Annotated in this window: 21 protein-coding genes; 5 read left to right on the top strand and 16 right to left on the bottom strand. The window is 56.2% G+C overall.

From position 1 onward, the window contains the following. The 10 genes from AEP_RS13050 to AEP_RS13005 form a co-directional block, all read right to left on the bottom strand. A complete protein-coding gene (locus AEP_RS13050; protein WP_087495781.1) occupies window positions 1-1,347 on the bottom strand; it encodes a TolC family protein in 1,347 nt (448 codons plus the stop codon). 136 nt (window positions 1,348-1,483) lie between these two features. Beyond that, window positions 1,484-1,912: a hypothetical protein gene (locus tag AEP_RS13045; protein WP_087495780.1), complete on the bottom strand. Its 429-nt coding sequence runs from the start codon at window positions 1,910-1,912 to the stop codon at window positions 1,484-1,486. Between the two features lie 383 nt (window positions 1,913-2,295). Continuing rightward, the gene (locus AEP_RS13040; protein WP_087495779.1) at window positions 2,296-3,000 is read right to left on the bottom strand and encodes a phytochelatin synthase family protein; all 705 of its coding nucleotides are present in this window, start codon (window positions 2,998-3,000) and stop codon (window positions 2,296-2,298) included. After that, a complete protein-coding gene (locus AEP_RS13035) occupies window positions 2,997-4,199 on the bottom strand; it encodes an MFS transporter (protein ID WP_087495778.1) in 1,203 nt (400 codons plus the stop codon). Before AEP_RS13035 ends, AEP_RS13040 begins: the two co-directional genes overlap by 4 nt. Window positions 4,200-4,207: 8 nt before the next feature. Then, window positions 4,208-4,930, bottom strand: a complete 723-nt coding sequence (gene arsH, locus AEP_RS13030) for an arsenical resistance protein ArsH (RefSeq protein ID WP_087495777.1) — start codon at window positions 4,928-4,930, stop codon at window positions 4,208-4,210. After that, window positions 4,923-5,342, bottom strand: a complete 420-nt coding sequence (arsC, locus tag AEP_RS13025; RefSeq protein ID WP_087495776.1) for an arsenate reductase (glutaredoxin) — start codon at window positions 5,340-5,342, stop codon at window positions 4,923-4,925. The genes arsH and arsC overlap by 8 nt, the downstream gene beginning before the upstream one ends. A 3-nt stretch (window positions 5,343-5,345) precedes the next feature. Continuing rightward, window positions 5,346-6,035, bottom strand: coding sequence for an aquaporin (locus AEP_RS13020; protein ID WP_087495775.1), 690 nt, complete (start codon window positions 6,033-6,035; stop codon window positions 5,346-5,348). Further along, window positions 6,032-6,529 carry an arsenate reductase ArsC gene (locus AEP_RS13015; protein ID WP_087495774.1) on the bottom strand — a complete coding sequence of 166 codons (498 nt, stop codon included), beginning with the start codon at window positions 6,527-6,529 and terminating at the stop codon, window positions 6,032-6,034. Before AEP_RS13015 ends, AEP_RS13020 begins: the two co-directional genes overlap by 4 nt. A 45-nt stretch (window positions 6,530-6,574) precedes the next feature. Next, window positions 6,575-6,898 (bottom strand): ArsR/SmtB family transcription factor, encoded by a 324-nt coding sequence (locus AEP_RS13010; RefSeq protein WP_087495773.1) that lies wholly within the window; start codon window positions 6,896-6,898, stop codon window positions 6,575-6,577. A 58-nt stretch (window positions 6,899-6,956) separates the two neighbouring features. Further along, window positions 6,957-7,439, bottom strand: a complete 483-nt coding sequence (locus AEP_RS13005) for a fasciclin domain-containing protein (protein ID WP_087495772.1) — start codon at window positions 7,437-7,439, stop codon at window positions 6,957-6,959. 165 nt (window positions 7,440-7,604) lie between these two features. Between AEP_RS13005 and AEP_RS21225 the strand changes: the two genes are divergently transcribed. Then, complete coding sequence (locus tag AEP_RS21225) at window positions 7,605-7,733, top strand: hypothetical protein (protein WP_257789653.1); 129 nt, start codon at window positions 7,605-7,607, stop codon at window positions 7,731-7,733. A gap of 439 nt (window positions 7,734-8,172) precedes the next feature. Continuing rightward, the gene (locus tag AEP_RS13000) at window positions 8,173-8,394 is read left to right on the top strand and encodes a TA system antitoxin ParD family protein (RefSeq protein WP_087495771.1); all 222 of its coding nucleotides are present in this window, start codon (window positions 8,173-8,175) and stop codon (window positions 8,392-8,394) included. 26 nt (window positions 8,395-8,420) lie between these two features. Here AEP_RS13000 and AEP_RS12995 read toward each other — a convergent pair whose 3' ends face one another. From AEP_RS12995 to AEP_RS12970, 6 genes are all read right to left on the bottom strand, one after another. After that, window positions 8,421-11,093 carry a hypothetical protein gene (locus AEP_RS12995; RefSeq protein ID WP_087495770.1) on the bottom strand — a complete coding sequence of 891 codons (2,673 nt, stop codon included), beginning with the start codon at window positions 11,091-11,093 and terminating at the stop codon, window positions 8,421-8,423. 160 nt (window positions 11,094-11,253) lie between these two features. Continuing rightward, the gene (locus AEP_RS12990) at window positions 11,254-11,886 is read right to left on the bottom strand and encodes a hypothetical protein (protein WP_087495769.1); all 633 of its coding nucleotides are present in this window, start codon (window positions 11,884-11,886) and stop codon (window positions 11,254-11,256) included. A gap of 32 nt (window positions 11,887-11,918) precedes the next feature. Continuing rightward, window positions 11,919-12,338 carry a hypothetical protein gene (locus AEP_RS12985; protein WP_157673169.1) on the bottom strand — a complete coding sequence of 140 codons (420 nt, stop codon included), beginning with the start codon at window positions 12,336-12,338 and terminating at the stop codon, window positions 11,919-11,921. A 17-nt stretch (window positions 12,339-12,355) separates the two neighbouring features. Further along, window positions 12,356-13,426, bottom strand: a complete 1,071-nt coding sequence (locus AEP_RS12980; protein ID WP_157673168.1) for a hypothetical protein — start codon at window positions 13,424-13,426, stop codon at window positions 12,356-12,358. 258 nt (window positions 13,427-13,684) lie between these two features. Then, complete coding sequence (locus AEP_RS12975) at window positions 13,685-15,208, bottom strand: UvrD-helicase domain-containing protein (protein WP_087495766.1); 1,524 nt, start codon at window positions 15,206-15,208, stop codon at window positions 13,685-13,687. After that, on the bottom strand, window positions 15,205-16,962 hold the full coding sequence (locus AEP_RS12970; protein WP_087495765.1) for an ATP-dependent nuclease: 1,758 nt from the start codon (window positions 16,960-16,962) through the stop codon (window positions 15,205-15,207). The genes AEP_RS12975 and AEP_RS12970 overlap by 4 nt, the downstream gene beginning before the upstream one ends. Before the next feature lie 668 nt (window positions 16,963-17,630). Between AEP_RS12970 and AEP_RS12965 the strand changes: the two genes are divergently transcribed. From AEP_RS12965 to AEP_RS12955, 3 genes are all read left to right on the top strand, one after another. After that, window positions 17,631-18,059: a helix-turn-helix transcriptional regulator gene (locus tag AEP_RS12965; protein WP_087495764.1), complete on the top strand. Its 429-nt coding sequence runs from the start codon at window positions 17,631-17,633 to the stop codon at window positions 18,057-18,059. Window positions 18,060-18,682: 623 nt separating this feature from the next. Next, on the top strand, window positions 18,683-19,330 hold the full coding sequence (locus AEP_RS12960) for a TnsA endonuclease N-terminal domain-containing protein (protein ID WP_157673167.1): 648 nt from the start codon (window positions 18,683-18,685) through the stop codon (window positions 19,328-19,330). Continuing rightward, window positions 19,311-21,311, top strand: coding sequence for a DDE-type integrase/transposase/recombinase (locus AEP_RS12955; protein ID WP_157673166.1), 2,001 nt, complete (start codon window positions 19,311-19,313; stop codon window positions 21,309-21,311). Before AEP_RS12960 ends, AEP_RS12955 begins: the two co-directional genes overlap by 20 nt.

The following is a 21,311-nucleotide window of genomic DNA, read 5'->3' as shown; positions in this document are numbered from 1 at the left end:
TTATTTCTCCGTGGCTGTCGTTGGGGTTGGCAATACGGGCGCGCGCGTCTCAACGGCTGTTGGGTGCTCCGCAGGAATCAGGTACTCCAGCTGCGCCCACAGGGCGGCGGTCTCCATCGCCAGGCGCAGACGATCCATGTGGGTGTCGATGGCCATGCGCCGTGCTTCGAGCACCGCTATGAGCGGGCCGCTGCCGCCCCGGTAAGCAGCTATCGCGGCTTGGGTGCGTTCAGTGGCAAGCGGTATCAAGGCACTGTCGTACTGCGCCAGACGCTCACGGTTGCTTTGCCATTCTTGCCACCACATACGGATGTCGGCGGCATGTTCCCGCGTGGCTTCCTCGCGCTGGGCACGCATCTGCTCAGCAACGGCCAGCTTGGAAGAGAGTTCGCGATCCTGCCGGTTCTTTGGGTCCCATTGAAGGGGAACGGAGACATTGATCGACACCATGTTCGAGTAGGCCGGGCCCCGCTGGCTGTACATCAGCTCTACGGTCCAGTCGGGGCGTTTGTTGCTTTGCGCAATATCCGCTTCGGCGCGCGCTACCTCTTCCTGCTTGGCCATCAAGGCGATTTGAGGGTGGTGGGCCAATTGGCCTTCCAGACTGGCCAGATCAAGGTGCACGGCCTCCAGGCTGGGAGGTGTGTCCAGTACCTGGTTGGCTTCGTCGCCTACCCAGCGCGCCAGTTTGATCTTGGCCGTCCCAATCTGTTTCTCTGCCTGGCGGATGCGGTCGTCCATCTGCGCCACCATGGAACGGGCGGCGAACACATCCGCTTGGCTTCCACGTCCGCCACGGTAAGCAGCGTCGGCGGCCTCGATCTGCAAGCCGGCCTCCGTCCGTTGGGTCCGCAGTAGATCCAGCATGCGTTCCTGGTAATAGCGGTCCAGCCATGCCATGGCGGTGTCCCGCCGCAGGTTCGCAAGCGCCACGGCGCGGCTGGCTTCTGCGGCTTCCGCCTCACGGTTGAAACGATCGGAGCGGGCATGGAGCTTGTCGCTCCGGGTGATTTCCTGCATCACGCCCACCGAGCGCATGGTCATGAAGTCCTGCGTCAGGCTGAAACGGTCTTCGCCGTTGATCGGCAGGTTGTTAACGCCGAGTTTGAGCGTGGGGTCGGGCAGTTGCCCAGCGGCCAGGGCCATGTCACGGGAGGCAGTGGCTGCGGCTTCCTGGGCGGTGAGCTGGCGCGAACGGCTTTGGGCCAGTTGCAAAGCCCTGTCCATGGACAACGCCTGCTGGGCAAAGCTGCCTATATGAACAAAGGCCAGGCCAAGTGCCAACAGGCAAGCCCAATGGCCATGGCGGCCACGGGATGGTGCCCCCCCAAATGGATCAGAAAACATGGAATCTCCAGACAACGAAACGGTGGTTTCATGTCGGCTCGGTGCGGCAGACCAGCTTCAGGCTGGCAAGCGCAGGTGAGCACGACCGATGCGCCGACACAACCCAAAGGCGGTCAGCGCAATGTCGTCAGGAAGATCAAATTCGGAAACAGCAGTGCAGTATGGTGTGCGGCGGAGAGGTCGCAACCAAAGCACTGGGGGTAGCCGCTGCGGGGCGCAGACTGGCCTTGGGAGCAGGCTCCAGCGGAGCAAAGTACAGCGCCAGAAGGATTGCGGCAGGTACCGTCAGTGTGGAGGCCTGGTCGCTTTGCTGCCCAAACTTGCAATGTTCGGCGCAGAGATTGGCGTTTTGCGGGTCGAGGGCACCCATCGCCATGTCCTCGCAGTTGGACATGGATTGGCTGGCAACGTCCATGGATGCCTTGCCTGCATCAGCTTCACCTGAACCCGCCACGGACATTTGCGCCGGTGTACCGGGGCAGGCATAGGCAGCGACAGCCAACTGGGAAAACAGCAAACAGCCTATAAGCAGTTGCGCCACGGATCGCAGGAAACCCTTACGCATGGATAGTCACCTGCAATGTCAGCGCCCCATGGCAACCACCAACCTGTGTCGTGACACAAGAAGATTTGACGGTGGGCGTGAGGATAGGTGACACAGGCAGAACGGTTGGCTACGACCTAGGATAGCACTCGATATGCAAAGTTCCCCAGAAAGGCGATGCGACAACCAATCCGGGGGGTGAGGCGCTGCGCTTGGCGAAAGGCCGGCTCGGGCAAAAAAAAGAGCCCCGAAGGGCTCTGAACACTTTGCCAAAAGACTGCTGTCAACAGTTCGGCAAGCAATATTTTAGATGGCTTGCGGGTAGCAGTTGCGCATCGAGTACTTGTTAAGCACTGGCTACCAGTCTCGTTGATGGTTCATCGGGCAATGCATTGGCGAGGTTGCTATCGAACAACTCTCAGGTAACCACGGGTCTTACCGGTCACGTTGTCCAGGCTCTCCATTGCGGACCACAGCAGCGACAGCGGGACCCAGTGCGGCGGATATTTGAACCTGGCCACGTCCATGAGCAAGACCAGATCCTTCGCAGCGTGATAGCCACCGATCGGTGAAAAATGCCCCTCTCCCGTCTGGCCCAGTGCCTGCCGAGAGTAGGACGCGATCAAGGCCTGCTTGTTTTCATCGCTGCACACCGCCTGCACCAGTACCCTGAATTGCACCAATGAGGTTTGCTCCGCATGCGTCACCTGCACGGTGACTCCGTTGCAATGGGCCAGCCTGGCCAAGCCTTCCAGCGAGATCCCTTCGGCCTGGATGCTGCTCAACTGGTCGCAACAGTCAGCAATGTCCTCGCTGAACCAGCGCCACACGCCTTTCCAGAGCCGCTTGGGATCGACCTCCAGCGCATTGAGCACCATGACCAGGCTACTGATCCCGCAGTAGGTCGGCTCGACCTGCGTCTGGAACTGCTCGGCCAGGGGAAAGTAGCCCTCCATGCCGCCAGCCAACAACGCCTCACGGAACAGCGAACGGCCGGCCGGAGAGGAGAAGGCGATGAGTCCTTCGGGCAATGGACGCCGATAGAGCCCTGGTTGGATGCCATCCGTCGCCGCTATGGCACGGCAGGTGGCGACAGCGCAGTTGTTCATGATGGCCACTTCATATCGTGACTACTGGGTTTCACCGGAGCCAGGCGCAACAGGGCTACAGCTGCGACCAGGCCAATACCAGCGGAGATCCAGAGTGCATTGATCCCGTACTGCGCCATGAAGACACCAAACAACCAAGGTGCCAATGCCTGGGCCAGCCTGGCCGGGACCATAAGTAGTCCCTGGCGCTCGCCATAGCCCTTGGGGCCGAACAGGACCAGCGGCAGTGTGCCTTTGGCAATCGTTAGGATGCCGTTGCCGGCGCCATGCACCAGCGCAAAGAAGATCGCCGCTGGCGCGCCAAACAGGGCCAAGCTGATAGCCCCCACTGGGTGGAGGCAGGCGGCGATCCGGGCGCTGATCAGAGGATGGACCCGGCGCAGCACTCCAAACTCCAGCAGACGACCAGCGACCTGTGCCGGGCCAATCAGCGCCCCAGCAGTCAATGCCACCGCCACCGTGGCACCACAGGCTTTAAGCAGTGCCGGCAAATGGGCCGCCATGGCCGTGCTGATGAACCAGGTGATGGCAATAACGACCGAGAGCAAGATGGCGCTGCTGAGAGGCACAGGTGCAGAGGGTGCGGTCCAGTTGCCTGTTTGAGGCGTTGTCACCGACTCAATCGCCTGTTCGTCAACCAGCCTGGGCAATGACAGATTCAAGGGCAGTGCCAACAACAGATGTAGTCCTGCCCAAGCAAAGCACGTCCCCCTCCAGCCTATCCATGCTTCCATGGCAGCAGAGAACGGCCAGCCCACCGTGCTGGCGAACCCCGCAAGCAGGGTGATCCCGGTGATCATGTTGCGGGCGTTGTGGCCATAGAGCCGCACCAGCGTCGCAAACGCAGCCTCATACAGTCCCGCCGCCATGCCGGCACCCAGCACGATCCAGGCAGCAAACAGCCCGATGGGGCCACTGGCCAAACCCAGGCCGATCAGGCCCGCAGCAAAGACCAAGTTGGTCGATGCCAGCACGGGGCGGCCGCCAAACCGGTCAATGGCACGACCGGCATGCGTACCCAAAAACGCAGAAATGACCAACCCAACCGAGAAGGCCGCAAACACCGTGGCCACGCTGAGGCCCAGCTCGGCGGCAATGGGCGCAGCCAGGATGGCAGGCAGGTAGTAGGTCGACGCCCACGCCAAGGTCTGGGCCGTGCCCAGGGTCAGAACAATGCGAGTCCGGCCGGCGTGTGCCATCAGGTTTTCTAAATGGCCCGCTGGTTCACCCGCTTGGACAGCTCTGCAGCCGTTTCCTTGCGCTCGCTGTACCGGTCCACCAGGTAGGGCGACACATCGCGCGTCAGCAGCGTGAACTTGACCAGCTCTTCCATCACATCCACCACGCGGTCATAGAAGGCAGACGGTTTCATGCGCCCGGCTTCATCAAACTCGGCGAAGGCCTTGGCCACCGAGCTTTGGTTAGGGATTGTGATCATGCGCATCCAGCGGCCCAGGATGCGCATCTGGTTGACGGCATTGAAGGACTGCGAACCGCCGTTGACCTGCATCAGGGCCAGTGTCTTGCCTTGGGTTGGGCGCACCGCGCCCTGCGACAAGGGAATCCAGTCGATCTGGCTTTTCATGATGCCGGACATGGCGCCGTGGCGCTCAGGGGAACTCCAGACCATGCCTTCGGACCAGGTGGCCAGCTCCCGCAGTTCCAGCACCTTGGGGTGGCTTTCCGGGGCGCCGTCGGGTTGCGGCAGGCCTTCGGGATCAAAGATTTTGACCTGCGCGCCCATGGTCTCCAGCAGACGGGCCGCCTCCAGTGTCAGGAGCTTGCTGTAGGAGCGTTCCCGCAGCGAGCCATAGAGCATCAGGATGCGTGGCGGGTGGGTAGATACCTTGGCGGGCTGCAGAGTGGCTTGGCTGGGAATCTGGAAGCACGCAGCGTCCAGGTTGCTGGAGGGCAAAGAGGTTTCAGACACGTTGGCCCTTCTGGTCGATCACCTTCTCGCCGTCTTCCTTGGTGAACGCGCCTTGCTGCGGCTTGGGCAGTAGGTCCAGCACTGCCTCGCTGGGGCGGCACAGCCGGGTACCCAAGGAAGTGACCACCACTGGGCGGTTGATCAGAATGGGATGGGCCAGCATGAAGTCCACCAGTTGGTCATCGGTCCACTTGGGATCGGCCAGGCCCAGTTCCTCGTAGGGTGTGCCTTTTTCTCGGAGGAGTGCGCGGGTGCCGATGTCCATGGCGGCAATAAGGGACTGCAGCGTGGCCTTGCTGGGCGGTGTTTGCAGGTACTCAATGACTTCAGGCTCCTCGCCGGAGTTGCGAATCAGGGCCAGGGTGTTGCGGGAGGTTCCGCAGGCGGGATTGTGATAAATCGTGATGGACATGGTTCAGTCGGACTGGTGGGGGGTTGAGGTGGTCGAAGCGGGAGCCCCTTCCGACCATTTGAAGAGGGCAAGGGCCAGAGCGGCGCCTACCACCTGGCTCAGGATGAAGCCCGCCACGTCGGTGGGGCGGATGCCGGAGAAGGTGTCGGTCAGCGACCGGGCGATGGTGACGGCCGGGTTGGCGAAGGAGGTGGACGCGGTGAACCAGTAAGCGGCAGTGATGTACGCCCCGACAGCAACGGGCACGAAGTCAGGCCGTGTCTTTGCGACATTGAGGATGATGGTCAGCAGACCGAACGACGCGACAATCTCGCTCCACCATTGGTGCGAGCCGGTACGCATGTGGGTGGATTCCATCAGCAGCGGCAGCTCGAACATGTAGTGGGCGGCCATCACGCCGGCAATGGCCCCCAGGACCTGGGCGATCAGGTAGACCGAGGCCTTGCCCCAACTCGCGCGCTTCATGACCACCTCGGTGATGGTCACCAAGGGATTGAAGTGCGCGCCGGAGGTTGGCCCAAAGGTGGCGATCAAGGCAATCAGGGCCGCACCGGTGGCCAGGGTGTTGGCCAGCAAGGCGACCGCGACGTTGCCGCCAGCCAGCCGCTCTCCCATGATGCCGGAGCCCACCACCGTGGCCAACAACATGGCCGTGCCGATGAACTCGGCCACAAATTCCTTGCGCCAGTTCATGCCGTTTTGCCGATTTCGTCCAGTTTGGATTTGAGGCTGAGGCGATCCAGCGAAGCTGCGGGCAAGGCCGTGAACATCTCGATGCGTCGACGCATGACAGCTGCGGTATCGCGGAAGGCACGGCGTTTCTGGTCATCCGTCCCCTCGACGGCCGCAGGGTCAGGAACACCCCAGTGGGCCGACATGGGCTGACCGGGCCAGTACGGGCACTGCTCACCGGCCGCCTGGTCGCACACCGTGATCACATAGTCCATGACCGGAGCACTCTCCACGGCAAACTCGTTCCAGGACTTGCTGCGCAAGCCTTCTGTGGGAAAACCATTGCTCTCCAGGAACTCTATGGCGAACGGGTTCACGATCCCGTTGGGGTAGCTACCTGCAGAGAAGGCTTTGAACTTGCCGCGGCCAAAGACGTTGAGCTGGACTTCGGCCAGGATGCTGCGGGCGGAGTTGCCTGTGCACAGGAAGAGCACGTTGTAGACTTTTTCGGACATGGTGATCTCTCGGAAAAGGGTTTCTTGAAGGCTGAACAACCAGCCTTAGCAGCAGGCGGCGCCCGCCGCGTCAACTTCACAGGCCTGGCCACCGCAGCAGTTCTCGGTGAGGTAGCCGACCAGTTCATTCATGGCGGTGAAGTTGGCGCTGTAATGGATTTTTCTGCCCTCGGGGCGGGCCACGATGAGCCCCGCCTGGGTCAGTTCTTTCAGGTGGAAAGACAGAGGAGGCGCCGGCATTTCCAGCGTCTCGGCGATGACGCCGGGTGTCAGGCCTTCGGGACCGGCCTGGACCAGCATCCTGAACACCGAGAGGCGGGTTTCATGGGCCAAAGCGCCCAGGGCCTTCACCGTTTGTATTGCGTCCATATCGGTCTCCTCTTTGATCTTGGTAGTGGTGTCGGCCCGAGGCGTCTGTTGCCTGGATTTACTTCTTGGGAGGCATCAACACGGTGTCGATCACCTGCACCACGCCATTGGAGGCCTTGAGGTCAGCCTGGGTCACCACGGCGCTTTCGACGGTCAGGAAGGTGCCGGCTTTGTACAGAGAAATGCTGTCACCGGTGGCGGTCTTCTGCGGTCCGTTGTTGATGGCGTCGGAAGTCAGGTTGGCGGCGACCACGTGGTAGTTCAGGACAGACTTGAGCATCTCCTTGTTGCCAGCCAGCTCGGCCAGCTTGCCTGCGGGAATGGCGCTGAACGCTGCGTTACTGGGCGCGAACACGGTCACGGGACCGGCGCCACCCAGAGAGTCAGCCAGGCCGGCGTCCTGAATGAGCTTGGCGGCGGTGGTCAGGTTGGGGTTATGGGAGATCGTCTCCATCACGGTTTCCGCCTGGGCGCTGTTCGCCCAACCAGCGACGATCACTAGGGTGGAAACAGTGAGATTCAACAGTACACGGTGTTTCATAGGTATTCCTTGAATTGATTGATCTGAGGGGTGTCGCCAGGTGCTCCGGGCAATCACTTCAATAATTCTAGAAATATTATATTAAAGATTCGTGACACCCGTTCAGAGGGGCGTGACGCCAAGATGGTCGCTTCTAAGAAAGGCCCGTGGGCCAAGGAGTTTGAAATGGAAACTGTGTCCCAAAGCAGCATTCAGACGTTGACCCGCGCCGCGCAAGACAATGCCAACCCTGCTAGTCAGGCCGAAGCCGCAGGGGCAGCGTTGAAGCAGTACGTCTCGTTGATAACGAACTAATTATTTTTGGACACTTTCGGGGGAAACCGAGTGTGGTCACTGCTTTGCAGGGATTTCACTTTGATCTTGTAGTTCCTCTCTCCGAAATGTCCAAAATAGCTGTTGGGGTTACCAATTAGCGAACCACGTTTAGCGAAAGTTCCGTCAACGACTGAGTTAGTTTGCGCCTTTCAACGCAAAAAATATAACGACCCCCTGTTTCTGCATCTGGCACTTTCGCGACCACCGAGAACGACCGCTGGCCAGTCTCGAAAACTGTGTACATGGGTTACCCAGAACCGGTCAGTGGCGACTGTCGGCAATCGCTACAACGCGAACTTCAAAATCGGCTGCCCAGAAGCGGACATTGACCAACGCCCGCTCCTGGCCCGAAGCAGCACGACGAGCAACCACAAATTGCTAGTACGATTCGTTGGCCCTTGCTCAAAGAATTCCGACTATGCCCGTACCGATTAAGCTCTCCAAAGGCCTTGTTGACGATGCAAAAATAGTTGCATTGGCCGAGCATCGATCTGTACCCAAACAGATTGAATACTGGGCTCGAATTGGCAAGGCTGTATTGGACAACCCTGAATTGCCGATACGGTTGATTCAAGACACGATGTTGGGTCTTGAAGAGGCGAGAACTGGCAAGCTTGCTGAATACAAGTTCGACCACTAAAGCTGCAACCCTTAGTCTGAAGCCACTCATCGAAGAAATGCCGTCAGGTTGCGTGCGTCGGCTTGCTCCATGGGCGGAAGTGAGGTCAGATAAGGGTCAATGGCACGCAGCTCTTTCCGAGCAGCCTCGACGTCGCCAGTCTTTCCGAGCGCGTGCGCATAGAGGTAGCGCACTGGTATGACTCGATCATTCAACCTGTACTTCGTGACCAGCGTCAGAAGGTAGGGCTCCAACAGTTTGCGAGCGCGTTGCGGCTCGCCCTTGTCGATGTGCTGCCACACCAAATCAATGCACACGCGTGCCGCCGAGTCCCAATGACCTGTGATTTCGAACAAACGGATGGCGATGGCGCGGATAGCGCCTGCGGGTCGACGACGTGCCTCGACAACCCTGGCCAGCAGGTCGTAACAATCAGCAAGCTTTTTGCAACCGTCCGCGTAGGAATCGTCCTTCCGCACGCGATCCACATATTGGCTGGGGTCCGACATAAGAGCCTCTACATCAAGCCGTAGGGCTCTGAGGTAGTCCTTCATTACGGCCTGGAGCCTTCTATCTGCTAAATCGAAGCGTGAAATCTTCCAGAGGGCCAAAGCCGCGTTGTACTCGAATATCCGTCGATGAGAATCGCTGTTAGGCAAAAGGCCTTCAACCCGGCACAACAGGTCGTGGACGCCTTGCTCGTCACCCTGCTCAGCCAAGTGATGGACCTTCTTCTGCAGAAACACGATCAGAGCGCGAGGATCGTCCAATCGAGCAGGAAGCAGTGCTTCCATCTTGGCCAACAACGGCGCAACTGCATCCTCAGGCCCGTTCCTTTGCCGGTAGTAAAGCAACGCATCGATCGACTCGCAGCGGGTTTCGGCCGAAACGCTCTCGTCGTCGGCGGCCTCCTCAAGCAGTGACCATACTGCTGGGAACGGTCCGAGCTCGTGGAAGATCTCCTCGGTAGCCAAGTCAGCAAGTTCGCCAATACGGCGCAGTTCTACAAGCATCCTCACGAACAGTGGAAGTCGCTCCTGCCCCTGCTCCTGACCATGCTCCAACGACACTTCCAACAACTTCAGCAGAGCTTCCTTGGCGCGGCGCTCTGCGCCGACATCGGTGGCTAGGTGCTCTAGAGCGACGGGCCGCAATGCGTCATGAGTCTTACTTCGTTGACTGCCATATGCCTGCAACAGGCCGCTGGAACGCAGCGCACGCAGGCTGCCTATCACTGCTCGGCGATCGAAACCGAAAGCGGCATGCGTGATGGTTACCAACTCCTCTGCCGCAAGTGGGACGTCGGCCAAGCTGGCGCACTCGAGCACGCTCTTCAGCTTGGCGTCCAGCCCGTCGAAGACCCGCGCCAAGATAGTGTGCTGCTTCGTATCTGACACCAGAGTCTGGGACTCGAGCGCTTCGCAGAAGGCGCTCAGGTCGCCGCTGTAGTCGTTCGCGGCTACCTGAATAGCGCTGCGTACGTACAGAGGAAGTCCCGCCGTCAGACGCTTGAGCCACACCACCGTCGGTAGCGACGATTCGCATCCTGCGGCGTTCGCTTCCGCGGCGATTGTGTCGTCGCCCCAGCCCCGCAATGTTTCGGGCTCGACAGCAAGTGCTGTACATAGTTGGTTCAGCTCATTGGTAGGCTGGGCGAGAAACACCGACCGCAGCCCCTTAAGAGCGCTTGAAATCGCACGAGCGTCATCAATCGCAAGACGATGCGCGTTGTCGATTACCACGGTGTAGGTGTTGTGATGCGTGGCTAGCGCCTGGCTCGAAGCGAGCAGCGATTCAACGCCAGAAAGGGCGACCCTTTCGACTGCCCGCAGCGCGTCTATATCGCCGTGCAGCCAGCGAGCCGCAAGTTCCCTCGCGAGAGCGGCTGGCACCGACGCGCTTGGAAGGTCTGCCACGTCGATGTACGTGCTGAATAGCCCGTCGCCCATGGCGGCATGCGCCGCCCATGACGTCTTGCCGGCACCAGAGAACCCAACGATGAGGCGGATCGACTCGTTAGTTGTGAGCGCGGGCTCCTGATCCTGCGGTTTGTAGTTCAGCGGCGGCGCTGGAAACTCATGCAGCTGATGCACGAACTGTTCGAGCATTCCCGCGGCCTGTTCCGCAGTGATTGCGTGCGAGGAATACTCGCCAGTCCCTGACGCAATGCGCACCATTAGACCCGCGAGCTTCAGGACAAGGACGTCGGGCGCCACCATTAAGAACGGCAACGTCGCAGCCTGATCGACGCACCAAGTGAATGCCTCATCGACGGTGGCCCAAGGTGGTGGCAGGCCTTCTACCGCATATCCTGGCCACACAGTGCGGACGTCTGACGGCATGTCACCAGCGGCAATACATGCGGAAAGTACAGGGGAAGGATCGGAGTTCAGCGCCAGTACGAACTCCGCGCGCCCCTTGCGTCTCTGCGCGTCATGAATTTCGCGGTATCGCTCAAACCGCTGCAGAGCACTCGCCACATCGCCAGGTTTGACGAGGCGGCTGCGGGTCTTGACCTGCACATACACGTGGCGATCTGGATATCGAAGTTCAACGTCCTCGTTGAACTCAATCATCAGGCGAGACCACCCCGACCGTCCTGACATCAGCACGCACGCGACACCGTACAGATGCTGATAAAGAAAGCCCTTATGCGTCGCTTCGATACGACGAAGCTGCACCGAGTCAACGACGGTATCGGCCTGAGATTCGAGCTCCATTGGACCAGTTTATCCCCTTCGCACTCCTAGGGCACCCGTCCGAAAGCGGACATCTGCTCCGATGTATCTGAGGCGCCCGCCGAGGTCGCCTTTGCGGGGCTGATTCAGCCGATCGATACAACAAGTTATCGTGAGCGAAGTTTGCAATGTTAGTTAGAGCTTAAGCAGCTCTACGTTTCTTACCTGCCTTTGATTCAATTCCGCTCTTGTCCTTTGGGTCAACCAAAAGTTGAACGCAGACATGCCACGTCTCATAGCTGCAATTTGTCTCTTGGTGGTCGTGTTCGGAGAGAAAGGCAAAGGGCGCCATTCGCTGGCACTCTGAGAACCGAACGTTGGTTGCCTCAGGCAATTTTGCGATGGTATCTTTCCATGCATCAACGTGATGAATTGTATTTGGCCTCCGCAAATATGCGATCAGAGCACCGTATCCTTTTCCTTTTTTATCTTTGCCGGATGCGTATCTCGTCACTAATTGTTTGAACCCTTCCGCGATATTAGTGACGGACTCATATTTTTTTGCTTCACCAATCCATTTGAAATTATTCGTCAAATCGTCTACATAAATGTCGACATTCCCCCCCGCAGCTTGCTGCCGCGCCTTGAGACCAGCTCCCTCCAAGAACATGATTATTCTTGCGGTAGTGGCATCTTCGCCTTCATGTTCAATGTAGTGTTTGTAATTCTCTAAACTGTTAATTGATCTGTGTATCTGGTCATACAGATTGCGCACAAAATCTTCATATGAATTAACTGCTAGCCTGGCCAAGTACCCTGCCAGCATGTCATCCATAGCTTGAAGTCGGCGTACGTCTGCAGCTGATGTCATGTATGAAGTAGACGCATTGGAAACGTCTTATCCGGAAAATAGAAAATTAGCACCCTCTCAGCAAGGTCGTCCGCGCGTTCGCCACTGATTGGATCAATGCTGTCGTAAATTGCTCCGGAAAATTCAGCGCGAGAGATGTTGTGAATTTCCTCGTTGTTATCGACGTACTCGAAACCCACACTTAAATAGCCAATAGCATCGCCTGCCAAGGCCTGCAATGCTTTTAATACCGATACATCCACATGCGCAGTATTTGGTAGCTTACAGAGATTCTTTACAAACGCGAGATTGATGTGGTGGACGCTATCCCCATGCTCAGTGACGTACGCAACTATGGTCGAAGCAATGCGCACTTCTGGTTTTTCTCTACCAAAAATCGCCTCTAGCTTTTCTATGACCATTGCAGAGTAGCTCATAGCGTGGAAAACATCTGCTAGCTGCTGTGCGCAACAAGTTTATTTACTACTACTGCTAAGGCCGTGTCAGATACGCAATTTATCTCCGCCGAGCGAACATAGGCACCTTCATTTGATAGCCCACCAACGTTAATTTTAATACGTGCAGTCGCTCCTCCCGCGGCGCCGATTAGATTGGCCCAATGGAGCGTTATATCGTGGACAGTGATTACGCCAACTTTCAACACTCCAGCAGCGTGAAACTCTTCGGTTCTTAAATCGTCGTCCGAACTCAATTGTTCTTTCTTCTGTGACTGCGAAGGGGCACGAAAAGCCAACCGTTTTACTTTCCCTTCGCCAGCCTGCTGATACATGGAGTTGATACAGCCGTACAGGTTGAGCGGACTGTTATTTTCATACATTGTCTGAAGGTCTGGATTGCGACTTGCAACCATAGCCAATACAGCTGAACATCTATCCTCAGAGCTCTCGTTGGCACCCATTCGATGAGGTTGATCGACAAGCACTTCAACTCTCTTGAGGCTGGGCCGAAAATTGATCACATCGAATATTTGATAAGGTAATTTTTTTATTGCGACGATTCGTTCATAACCAGCGAACGTATTCTGAACATGTACATTCACCTGATTCATGTCATAGCTGATTTTGTCATATTCAGTTCTTGACGAACAAAATATCAGCGATACATCGGCATTTTCCCTGTAAATCACCTTTGAGAGGAACAGATCAGTGGTGTTTCCAGCCAAAAGAGTTGGCGACAAGGGGAGTGGAAAGTCTTGGCTGTATGGACCAGTTGCTGTGAGGCCAGCGAGCGCAGCCGATATTCGTATTACTTCGTCATCCTCAAGAAGGAATACATGCAAGTCTTTTTGCCCAGCTATGGCCTTGCTTTGAATAATCTGAGAAAGCTGGCGGCTTATCGTCGCTTGCTCCTCGGCAGAGTAATTGCCAAGTTTTTCCAGCAGCTTATCCCATCCATTTCCAGCTTCCTTATCAATCGCTGCCATTGCCTCACGCACAGCTCCAAACGGGTGCTTTTGGTCTCTTAGTGAAGCAATAATCTTGGCAAGTTCAGTTGATAGTGCCACCTTCCCTCCTCCATTTTTTGATCATCCTATCAGAGCGTTGAGTAGATCAGGGACGGATCTTGGTTGAAACCAGACTCCGATGGCAGATCGCAACTCAACTTTTTCAGCAGGAATTTGGAGAGGTTTGATTTGCGAGTCGATATCAATGGGCTACGTAGTTTGTAGGAACATCTTGTCGATCTCATCAGCGCCGTAATAAGCTCTGGCACGGTAATCGGCTATCAGTTTCCTGGCGGCGCGCCTCCCTGCAGGCAACGCCTAGATCACGAACAGAGGGCTTGGATTCTCTCGTGACAACACTAGCTGCAGACGATGCGATGCGCGGCTCAACGCAACATACAGCAGGCACCGTGCATCTTCTTGATCCGGGAATGTGTTGGCATTGACTGGGAGAAGAATGACGCTCTCGCATTCGAGGCCCTTGGCTTTGTGAATCGTACTAATGGCACATGTGGGAGGCTTAGGGCGCGTGTAGGTACGACGGTGAGTGATTTCGATGAGTCCAACCTCAGGGCTTTCGTAGTCACCCAGACGAACAGCCTCCCAGAATTCCTTGCTGTAATCAATTTCTATCGCAGAGAAAGTCGCCTGCTGCTCCTTCATCTCGCGCAGACGCCGGAGCAACTTCGACACACCAATATGATTTGGCTCGGCTGTCAGCGATCGAGCCAGCTCCTGGATCAGCGCCGGTTTGCCGGAAGTAGACTTCGTGCAGCCCTCCGCGACCTCGCGGATGAGTCGATCACCAAAGGCCGATGGACTAAAGCCTTTGCCGACATCATCCATGAAAGCGACAACTGCCTTGGCGATTGTCGTGGCATCGCCCGTACCAGCTTGGATGGCCGCAACCAGCCGATCGAGTCCAACCCTTGTGTGTCCTTCCCAGATCGGCAGGCGGCGCATGAACATGGCCCGGATTGCCCGTGCTGTTTCGTTGTATCGCGTGAGAACGAGCAACGAAGACTGGCTCTTCTCAAAGTCGTCGATCGGCTTTCGCTGCCCAGAGGTCAGTTGGATGCCCATACGGACCTGCGACTGGTTCTCGGCGAATACTACCTGGACCCTGTCCGGTAGCCCAGACCTGAGATCGATGCGTCCATTGTTCTGCAGCGTATCACGCGCTCTAAGGGTCCAAGCTCCGAGATCAGGGCAGCCGCCCCGATTCCAGCGGTGGGGAAAATCCAGCTGCTCAAAAGCCTGTGCTGCGCCAGTCAGGCCGTTCCAGTCGTATCGCGGCAAAGCTCCCTTGACCGGCTTGTCAGGAAAGATGCGCTGCATCGGATCGGCAAATATCCGCACACGCGAACCTTGTCCGGCCAGTGCCATCACTATGGCATGCTGATCACCGCTTGAGTCTTGGTGTTCGTCACAGAGCACGACAGGGTAGCGACGGGCGATCGCATTCGCGATCATGGGATGGCGCCCAAGCAGTGCCGCGACCCTGAGCGCCAGTTCACCGTAGCCATCTTTGCGCTGACGAACCCATGCTGCGATATCCGCCGGCAGGCCAAGTCCAGCGTGATACGCGCCGGCTATGTTGGCAATCAGGCTGTCAATCGTTGCGATTTCCACGCGAGAGCCGGCTTCTTTGGCACGGTCCGCGAAGACAGAGCATGCCGCATGGGTATGCGTCAGGATGAGCGTGCGCTGGGCGTTGCGTCCTTCAGACAGAGCATTGGCGTAGTCTGCGCCTTGATGGGTCTTGCCACATCCTGCAGGAGCTTCTACGACGACAAGCTGCGCGTCGGAGCGAATGGCAGCGCGGACACTCGAGTCGCTCAAGATGACAGGTCTTCCAGTGCCTGCAGACCTGCTACCGCGCGAACGGCATTGCAGAAGGGTAGAAGGTGCACCTTTAGCGTTGGCCAGATGCCTAGGCCGAACAGCTTTTCGGCAAGCTCGCGACCACCGCGCTCTGTCTTGAACCAGTCCTGCGCCTGCTTGCTATACGTCTTCTTGTCGGCCTCGGGCGTGCCTATCGGCACCTTGCCGCCAGCGGCCTCTTTGATAAATCGCTTGAGTTCGCCCCCCGCTGCGGCCTTGATGCTGGAGAAGTCCTTCGGTTCAATTCTGAGGCGCATCGCCAGGGATCGCAGCCGGCGTCCGGTCTTTTCATCGTCTGGATCGGTGATGAAGGCTTCGACTTGTTCATCATCGAGCGCATCCACGAGGTTGGACTCAATGTCGCCCGAGTTCCAACGAAAAAGGAGTGGACCGAGTTGCTTCTGTACTTTGGCCCAGCGCGTCGGGTGCCTGTTCTCGTCGTCAGCGAAGCCGCCAAACTGCATGCAGCCCGCGGACAAGGATTCAAGGAGTTCGATCGTCGTATCGTGGCCACCGCCATCGGCCACATGGAAGCCAAGAGGCTGGAGTTCTGATGCTAGCGCCCTAGTAAGCAGCGACCGGACGAATCCGACTTCTGTAACACCTTCGGCGACAACCGTCAGCCGAGCTAGGAAGGAATCTGGATCAGTCGCGCGGAGTCTTGCGACTTTCGCTCCTGTGAGTTGACCCAAGTTGCCAGTCTGGTCCACATACCAAAGTGCAGCCTTCGCCGCGGCCGCGATCACGGCGGGGCTATGAGTCGTGATGAATGCTTGGGAACTGGCGCCCTGTAGACTATCCATCAGGATGCGCTGCCGGTACGGCTCCAGACCACGTTCGACTTCATCGACGACAGTGATTGGGTTGCCGTCTTGAATTTGCTCGGCGATTGCCAGCGCAGATAATCGCCGGGTCCCAGAGCCCCAGCTCGACAGAGGCAGCTGCACTGTCCCCCGCTTCGCCGTCAGTCCGACGAGCGACGCAATCGACGGACCCGGCCCGCCGGTGACGGCGATATCAAGGTCATCGGGCAACCTCCGCCGGCGGAATGCATCGTCCAAATCGACCAAGGCTTTACGTGCATCGTCGGATAGCTCGTCTCGCACATTGTTTTCAGCAAGATTGCTTGCCATGCGCGAGCGCAGTCCCTTGTCGGTTAGCAGTCGATCGAGGGCTGAGCCTTGCACGAGCCGCAGATCGCGGTCGTTGCGGTCATCGCCACTTAGGCGGACCAGACCGATCGCGCGGCGAAAAGAGACCGGCAGTGCTTCGGTCATACCGCTGGGCTGGACAATCTCATAGCTAAGTTCCAAGTCGGCCGTGCCGCGTACACGTAAGACATAGACCTCTTCACCTGGCGCGCTGTTCTCGTCGTGAGCAGGCACGATTGCGTCGAGCCCATTCCAGATCCAGGGCCAGGAAGGCTTGGTCAGTTGATTGATGCCGCCGCCCGATGGAAAGGCCATCACCGCTTCGATGTTGAACTCTGCTTCGTTGTCGCGCAGGTTGTAGTCGCTGTCGAACACCGTGGCACTGTTCGTCGGACTCAACAGCAGACTAATCGCATCTAGTATCGTCGTCTTGCCGACATCACCTCCTCCGAGGACAAGGTTCACGCCACGCGCCGGCCGCCACGACAAATGCTTGATGCCACGGTACCGCTCGATAGCTAGTTTGTAGATGGTTGGAACGCTGGAACCAGTTGTCGTCATTATTTGTCTCCCGTCGGTCGCCGCAAGCCAAAGTCTTCTATAGAAAGGCTCCAGTGTCCGCGCCGTCTGAACTTTGACCTAGTGCGGACATCCTACATCGCAAGATGCAGGACGCATATGTCTGTAGCTGCTTGCTCCTTTTCGATCTGATTCTTGAATGGTGTTTGCGTAGCGGTCACACCCAGAAAGAGGGAAGATGCGCCTTCCTTGGCCTTTTCGCAAAACGTATATTCAGTGACGCAGCGTATCGCTGTCGGAGGAAGACTTGAAACAGATGTCTGAAAGCCTCTTCAGCGTCTACGCCTTGGCTTTGCCTCGCGGTCATGGATTTGGCTCGCGTCCGCCGAAAGATGCCTGGACCACGCCAGACCATATTGCCTGTGGAGTGCTCCGGCGTGACGACACAGATGGAAGCTTCGGACTGCCCATAACGCGCCCGCCCTGATCGGGCTGCAAACCCGCTTTATTCGCTTGCTGAATACGATCTAGAGACCATCGACCACACCGATTGTTCTAGTCATTGGATGCTTGCCTTTCCGTTCACTTTTGTGTTGAAAATTGTGCAGAAAACGAAATATTCTCCTTATAAATCAATGACTTGCAAACTTTAAGGCTGCGATATATAGTGCGGCTACTTTGTAGTTCGTACATCCAATTTTTGGTCTTTGATGAGCAGCCCTTTTTCCATCAAGTTGCGGTCCGTTAGGCTCCAGGCTGGCATAACCCAAGCAAGCCTTGCGCACGCCATGGGCTTCGAGCAAGCGTATTTTTCCGCCATCGAGTTGGGAACTAGGAAACCCAGTACAGATTTTTTCGAAAAATTGATAAAGGCACTTCAACTCGGTGAAGTTGAGAAAGATCGATTGAAGCAAGCGCTGCTTGAGTCGAACAGAAGATTCTTACTGCCGGTAGACGTGACTACCGAGACCTATGTTTTCTGCAATGCGCTGTGGAAGAAGATCGACAAACTCCACCCCGCCCACCTGGACGCACTACATCAAGTCTTGGAGTTGGATGGCCAGCTTGCGATAAGCAAACGATTTACACCGGATCGCATTGCGCGCAAAGACAAAGGCAGAAGGGAAACAGCAATGTAAACGCAAAACGGAACATCACCCTGCGGCGTGTCCCGTTTTGGGGGCGCTGAGCGCCCGACTTACGATTTGCACTCCAAGTATCGCGTCACGCGACATCACGGTCAAGTCACTCCCCGCACATCTCCGCTTCTGATCCTGGTTTAACAACCAGCGATGGGTGTTCATACGCCCAAAAAACCAATTTTTTCAAAATTTAATCATGGCGTATGCGCCAGGGAAAGCCATGCCCTGTCTACGCCCATGGAGTCAAAATGCAATTGAACCTCTTTCAAGGCACCGGTGCGCCCGCGATGCCTGTGGATACAAGTACAGAAGCTGCGGACAAGCGAGTTTTTACTGAGCACCCTTGCGCGCATAAGAATCTAGCTAAGTATTTGTCCCGTCACTTGGAAGGCGAAGCTCTTCTATTGAAGCTTGGGAACGCGCTAGAAGCCTTTTCTGATGCCTCTAGTAGGCAAACGAGTGCGCCTCAGCAAGACACTCCAAGGCAACTTGTCACAGCAAACCACTGATCAAAGCCAGAGAGTTGCAATGGCCTAGCGGCCACCGAATCACCACAATTTCTTCAAAACATGGCGTGTCTTGCCAGGATCAAACACGCCTTCAGAAACAAGGAATCCTCTATGAGAGTCAGAAAAATAGTAACGCGAAGCGGCAAACGATTTCGTGGCAAGTTTCCTTCCAGAAAAATGAAAACGATGATTCATTGGGAATCATTGCTCGAACTTGATGCTATTCATCTATTTGAGTTTCACCCGTCTATCGTCAGCTATTACGAGCAACCGTCTGAGGAGTTCTATTACGACCACGAAGGAAGGCACCGAACCTACTTTCCTGATTTTTTGCTGGTCTTCAGGAGCGGCAAAAGGCTCCTTGTTGAAGTCAAACCAAAGGCGCTGCTGGATAACCCAACTCTTCAAAACAAGTACCGCGCTATTGCCAAACGATTCGCTGATCAAGACCGTCCCTTCCGTGTTCTGACAGAAGATGAAATTCGCAAGGAGCCACTGCGCACGAACTTGCGCACCCTCAGGAATCACTCAAAAAAAGTGGCTCATTGCGTAGTCGACCAACAGGTGCAGGAGGCGATATCTGCGCAGGCAACTTGGCGTTTTGATGAGCTGAGCCACCTACTAGGCGGAAACCAGCACGTTTATCAACATATTTATTTGGATGGACTGCGGATGAATCTCGATGCGCCAATCACCGATTGCAGCGTGGTCCACACTCAAACTCAAATGGGAGGTCAATTTGATCCGTTTTGCATTTAAAAAAGGACTGCGCTTCAAGACCAAGTCGAACAGCAACGGCTTCACCCTGGAGAGGGTATTGGCCAATGGTAGCTTTCGTTTTGAAGACGATGCCGGGGAGATCCATGTATTGACGGAAATGGAAGTCCACAAACGCTGGATCGAAAAAGTTTGGGAAATCGATGAAAACAGTCTTGGACCATCAAAGAATGTCTTTTACTACACCGCACCAAAAGATCTACGATCCCTGGCGCCCGGGGATCAGGTCAATGTAAAGCGGAAAATCAGTTACATCAAGGGTGCGCTTAAAGCGTTTTCAGTTGACGGCAAAAAATTTGTCTCAACGCGTGAAACCTTAGAACCAATTATTCAAAAAATTGCATCGGAGATTCACGACGCCAGCCCTCCAAAGGCCGATACCTTGTGGACTTGGTGGAAGAAGTTCAGTCCGACAAAGTGCATTCTGAAGCTCGTTGAATCCCGTGGAAAACGCGGGCGCTCTGCTGACCCTATGCAGAAGAGTGTGTTCGATGAAGCGGCTTCTGAGGTGTTTTTGACGCCTCAGAAGATGCCTGGCAAAGCTGTAGTAGAAGCGGTCAAACGCAAGTTTGAGCGCATCAACGAGGGCGTTCAGGCTGAGAAAGTTTCACGACCGCCTAGTGATGCCACGGTGTACCGATGGCTTAAGGACTTGCACAACAGGATTGTGTCTAACGCCAGAGACGGCTCCGCTGCGACTGAAAAGAAAATGCGAGTGGCCAATGAAGGCGTTCAAGTTGACCGAATACTTCAACGCGTCGAAATTGACCACACGCCGCTGGACATCACCGTAATTTGTGAAAAAACTCGGCTTATCTTGGGAAGGCCATGGTTGACGTTGGCCGTGGATCGTAAGTCCCGAATGATTGTGGGCTTCTACGTGAGTTTCCACGCGCCGTCACAGATTTCAATTCTCTATTGTTTGCGCCAAGCCATCTTACCCAAGGACGAGTTGCTAGCGCAATTTCCGGACATCGAGGGACCTTGGCCGGCACACGGCCTCATCGACACGCTCGTATCGGACAACGGAATGGAATTTCACGGCCACACAATTGATGCTGTTGCTCTTGAGATGGGCATGACGATTCACTATTGCGGAATCGCCATGCCCTATATGAAGGGGGCCATTGAGCGGCTCCTTGGGACACTGAATCGCAGTCTCATTCACCAGCTACCCGGTACTACGTTCTCGAATGTTGAAGAAAAAGGCGATTACGACAGTGAGAAGCATGCGGCTATCGATATTGAAGTGCTGACGCATCTCATTCTGAAATGGATTGTGGACGTTTATCACAAGACACCGCACCGCGGTCTCAAGGGCTTCACTCCACTTCATGTATGGCAAATGGAGGCAAGCAGGACGGTCATAGAACTACCAGCATTTCCACATCAGTTGAATGCCATGGTGGGATTTGAAGGCTGCCGCACTTTGTTTCACTACGGCCTCCAGTATGACAATTTGAACTACAACTCACCTGTTTTGCAGGCGCTTCGGGAAAAGCATCAAGGGAAACGGCCTCAACTGGTGCTTCGTGCCTTCGAACATGACGTGAGTTTCATCTCGGTGTTTCATCCAGATTTGGAAGAGTTTGTGGACGTTCCTGCTGTCGATTTGGCCTATGCGAAAGGCTTGAATCGGTATGTTCACCGCATGATTTGTGCGCAGACACGCAAGCGCTTCACAGACAAATGGACACAGCAACAGTTGCTTTTGGTGAAGTCGGAGATTCAAGCCATCGTTGAAGCAGCTGTCGTGGCTAAAAAAACCAAGACGCGCAAGACCGTTGCTTCGCTTGAGCTTCTAGACAGTGAGGCTGTTCTGTCACCACGCGCAAACGACCCTCTGGACGCCGCACGGGTACCTGTTGATACAGAGCTCGAACCAGATGCAGATCTGGACGCGGATTCGGACGAAGTCATGCCGATCTTCACAAAAAGCGAGCGTGAACTCGCGCCCATCTAA

Origin of the sequence: Curvibacter sp. AEP1-3 (genome assembly GCF_002163715.1) — a bacterium.
Taxonomy (GTDB): domain Bacteria; phylum Pseudomonadota; class Gammaproteobacteria; order Burkholderiales; family Burkholderiaceae_C; genus Allorhodoferax.
The sequence above is the reverse complement of the archived record's forward strand: the minus strand, read 5'-3'. Positions and strand labels throughout refer to the sequence as shown.

Coding starts and splice junctions, on each gene's coding strand:
- AEP_RS21225 (WP_257789653.1), top strand. CDS start 7,605: ATGGAAACTGTGTCCCAAAGCAGCATTCAGACGTTGACCCGCGCCGCG.
- AEP_RS13045 (WP_087495780.1), bottom strand. CDS start 1,912: ATGCGTAAGGGTTTCCTGCGATCCGTGGCGCAACTGCTTATAGGCTGT.
- AEP_RS13005 (WP_087495772.1), bottom strand. CDS start 7,439: ATGAAACACCGTGTACTGTTGAATCTCACTGTTTCCACCCTAGTGATC.
- AEP_RS13020 (WP_087495775.1), bottom strand. CDS start 6,035: ATGAACTGGCGCAAGGAATTTGTGGCCGAGTTCATCGGCACGGCCATG.
- arsC (WP_087495776.1), bottom strand. CDS start 5,342: ATGTCCATCACGATTTATCACAATCCCGCCTGCGGAACCTCCCGCAAC.
- AEP_RS12985 (WP_157673169.1), bottom strand. CDS start 12,338: ATGAGCTACTCTGCAATGGTCATAGAAAAGCTAGAGGCGATTTTTGGT.
- AEP_RS13035 (WP_087495778.1), bottom strand. CDS start 4,199: ATGGCACACGCCGGCCGGACTCGCATTGTTCTGACCCTGGGCACGGCC.
- AEP_RS12990 (WP_087495769.1), bottom strand. CDS start 11,886: ATGGATGACATGCTGGCAGGGTACTTGGCCAGGCTAGCAGTTAATTCA.
- AEP_RS13015 (WP_087495774.1), bottom strand. CDS start 6,529: ATGTCCGAAAAAGTCTACAACGTGCTCTTCCTGTGCACAGGCAACTCC.
- AEP_RS12960 (WP_157673167.1), top strand. CDS start 18,683: ATGAGAGTCAGAAAAATAGTAACGCGAAGCGGCAAACGATTTCGTGGC.
- AEP_RS13000 (WP_087495771.1), top strand. CDS start 8,173: ATGCCCGTACCGATTAAGCTCTCCAAAGGCCTTGTTGACGATGCAAAA.
- AEP_RS13050 (WP_087495781.1), bottom strand. CDS start 1,347: ATGTTTTCTGATCCATTTGGGGGGGCACCATCCCGTGGCCGCCATGGC.
- AEP_RS12965 (WP_087495764.1), top strand. CDS start 17,631: ATGAGCAGCCCTTTTTCCATCAAGTTGCGGTCCGTTAGGCTCCAGGCT.
- AEP_RS12995 (WP_087495770.1), bottom strand. CDS start 11,093: ATGGAGCTCGAATCTCAGGCCGATACCGTCGTTGACTCGGTGCAGCTT.
- AEP_RS13010 (WP_087495773.1), bottom strand. CDS start 6,898: ATGGACGCAATACAAACGGTGAAGGCCCTGGGCGCTTTGGCCCATGAA.
- AEP_RS12970 (WP_087495765.1), bottom strand. CDS start 16,962: ATGACGACAACTGGTTCCAGCGTTCCAACCATCTACAAACTAGCTATC.
- AEP_RS13040 (WP_087495779.1), bottom strand. CDS start 3,000: ATGAACAACTGCGCTGTCGCCACCTGCCGTGCCATAGCGGCGACGGAT.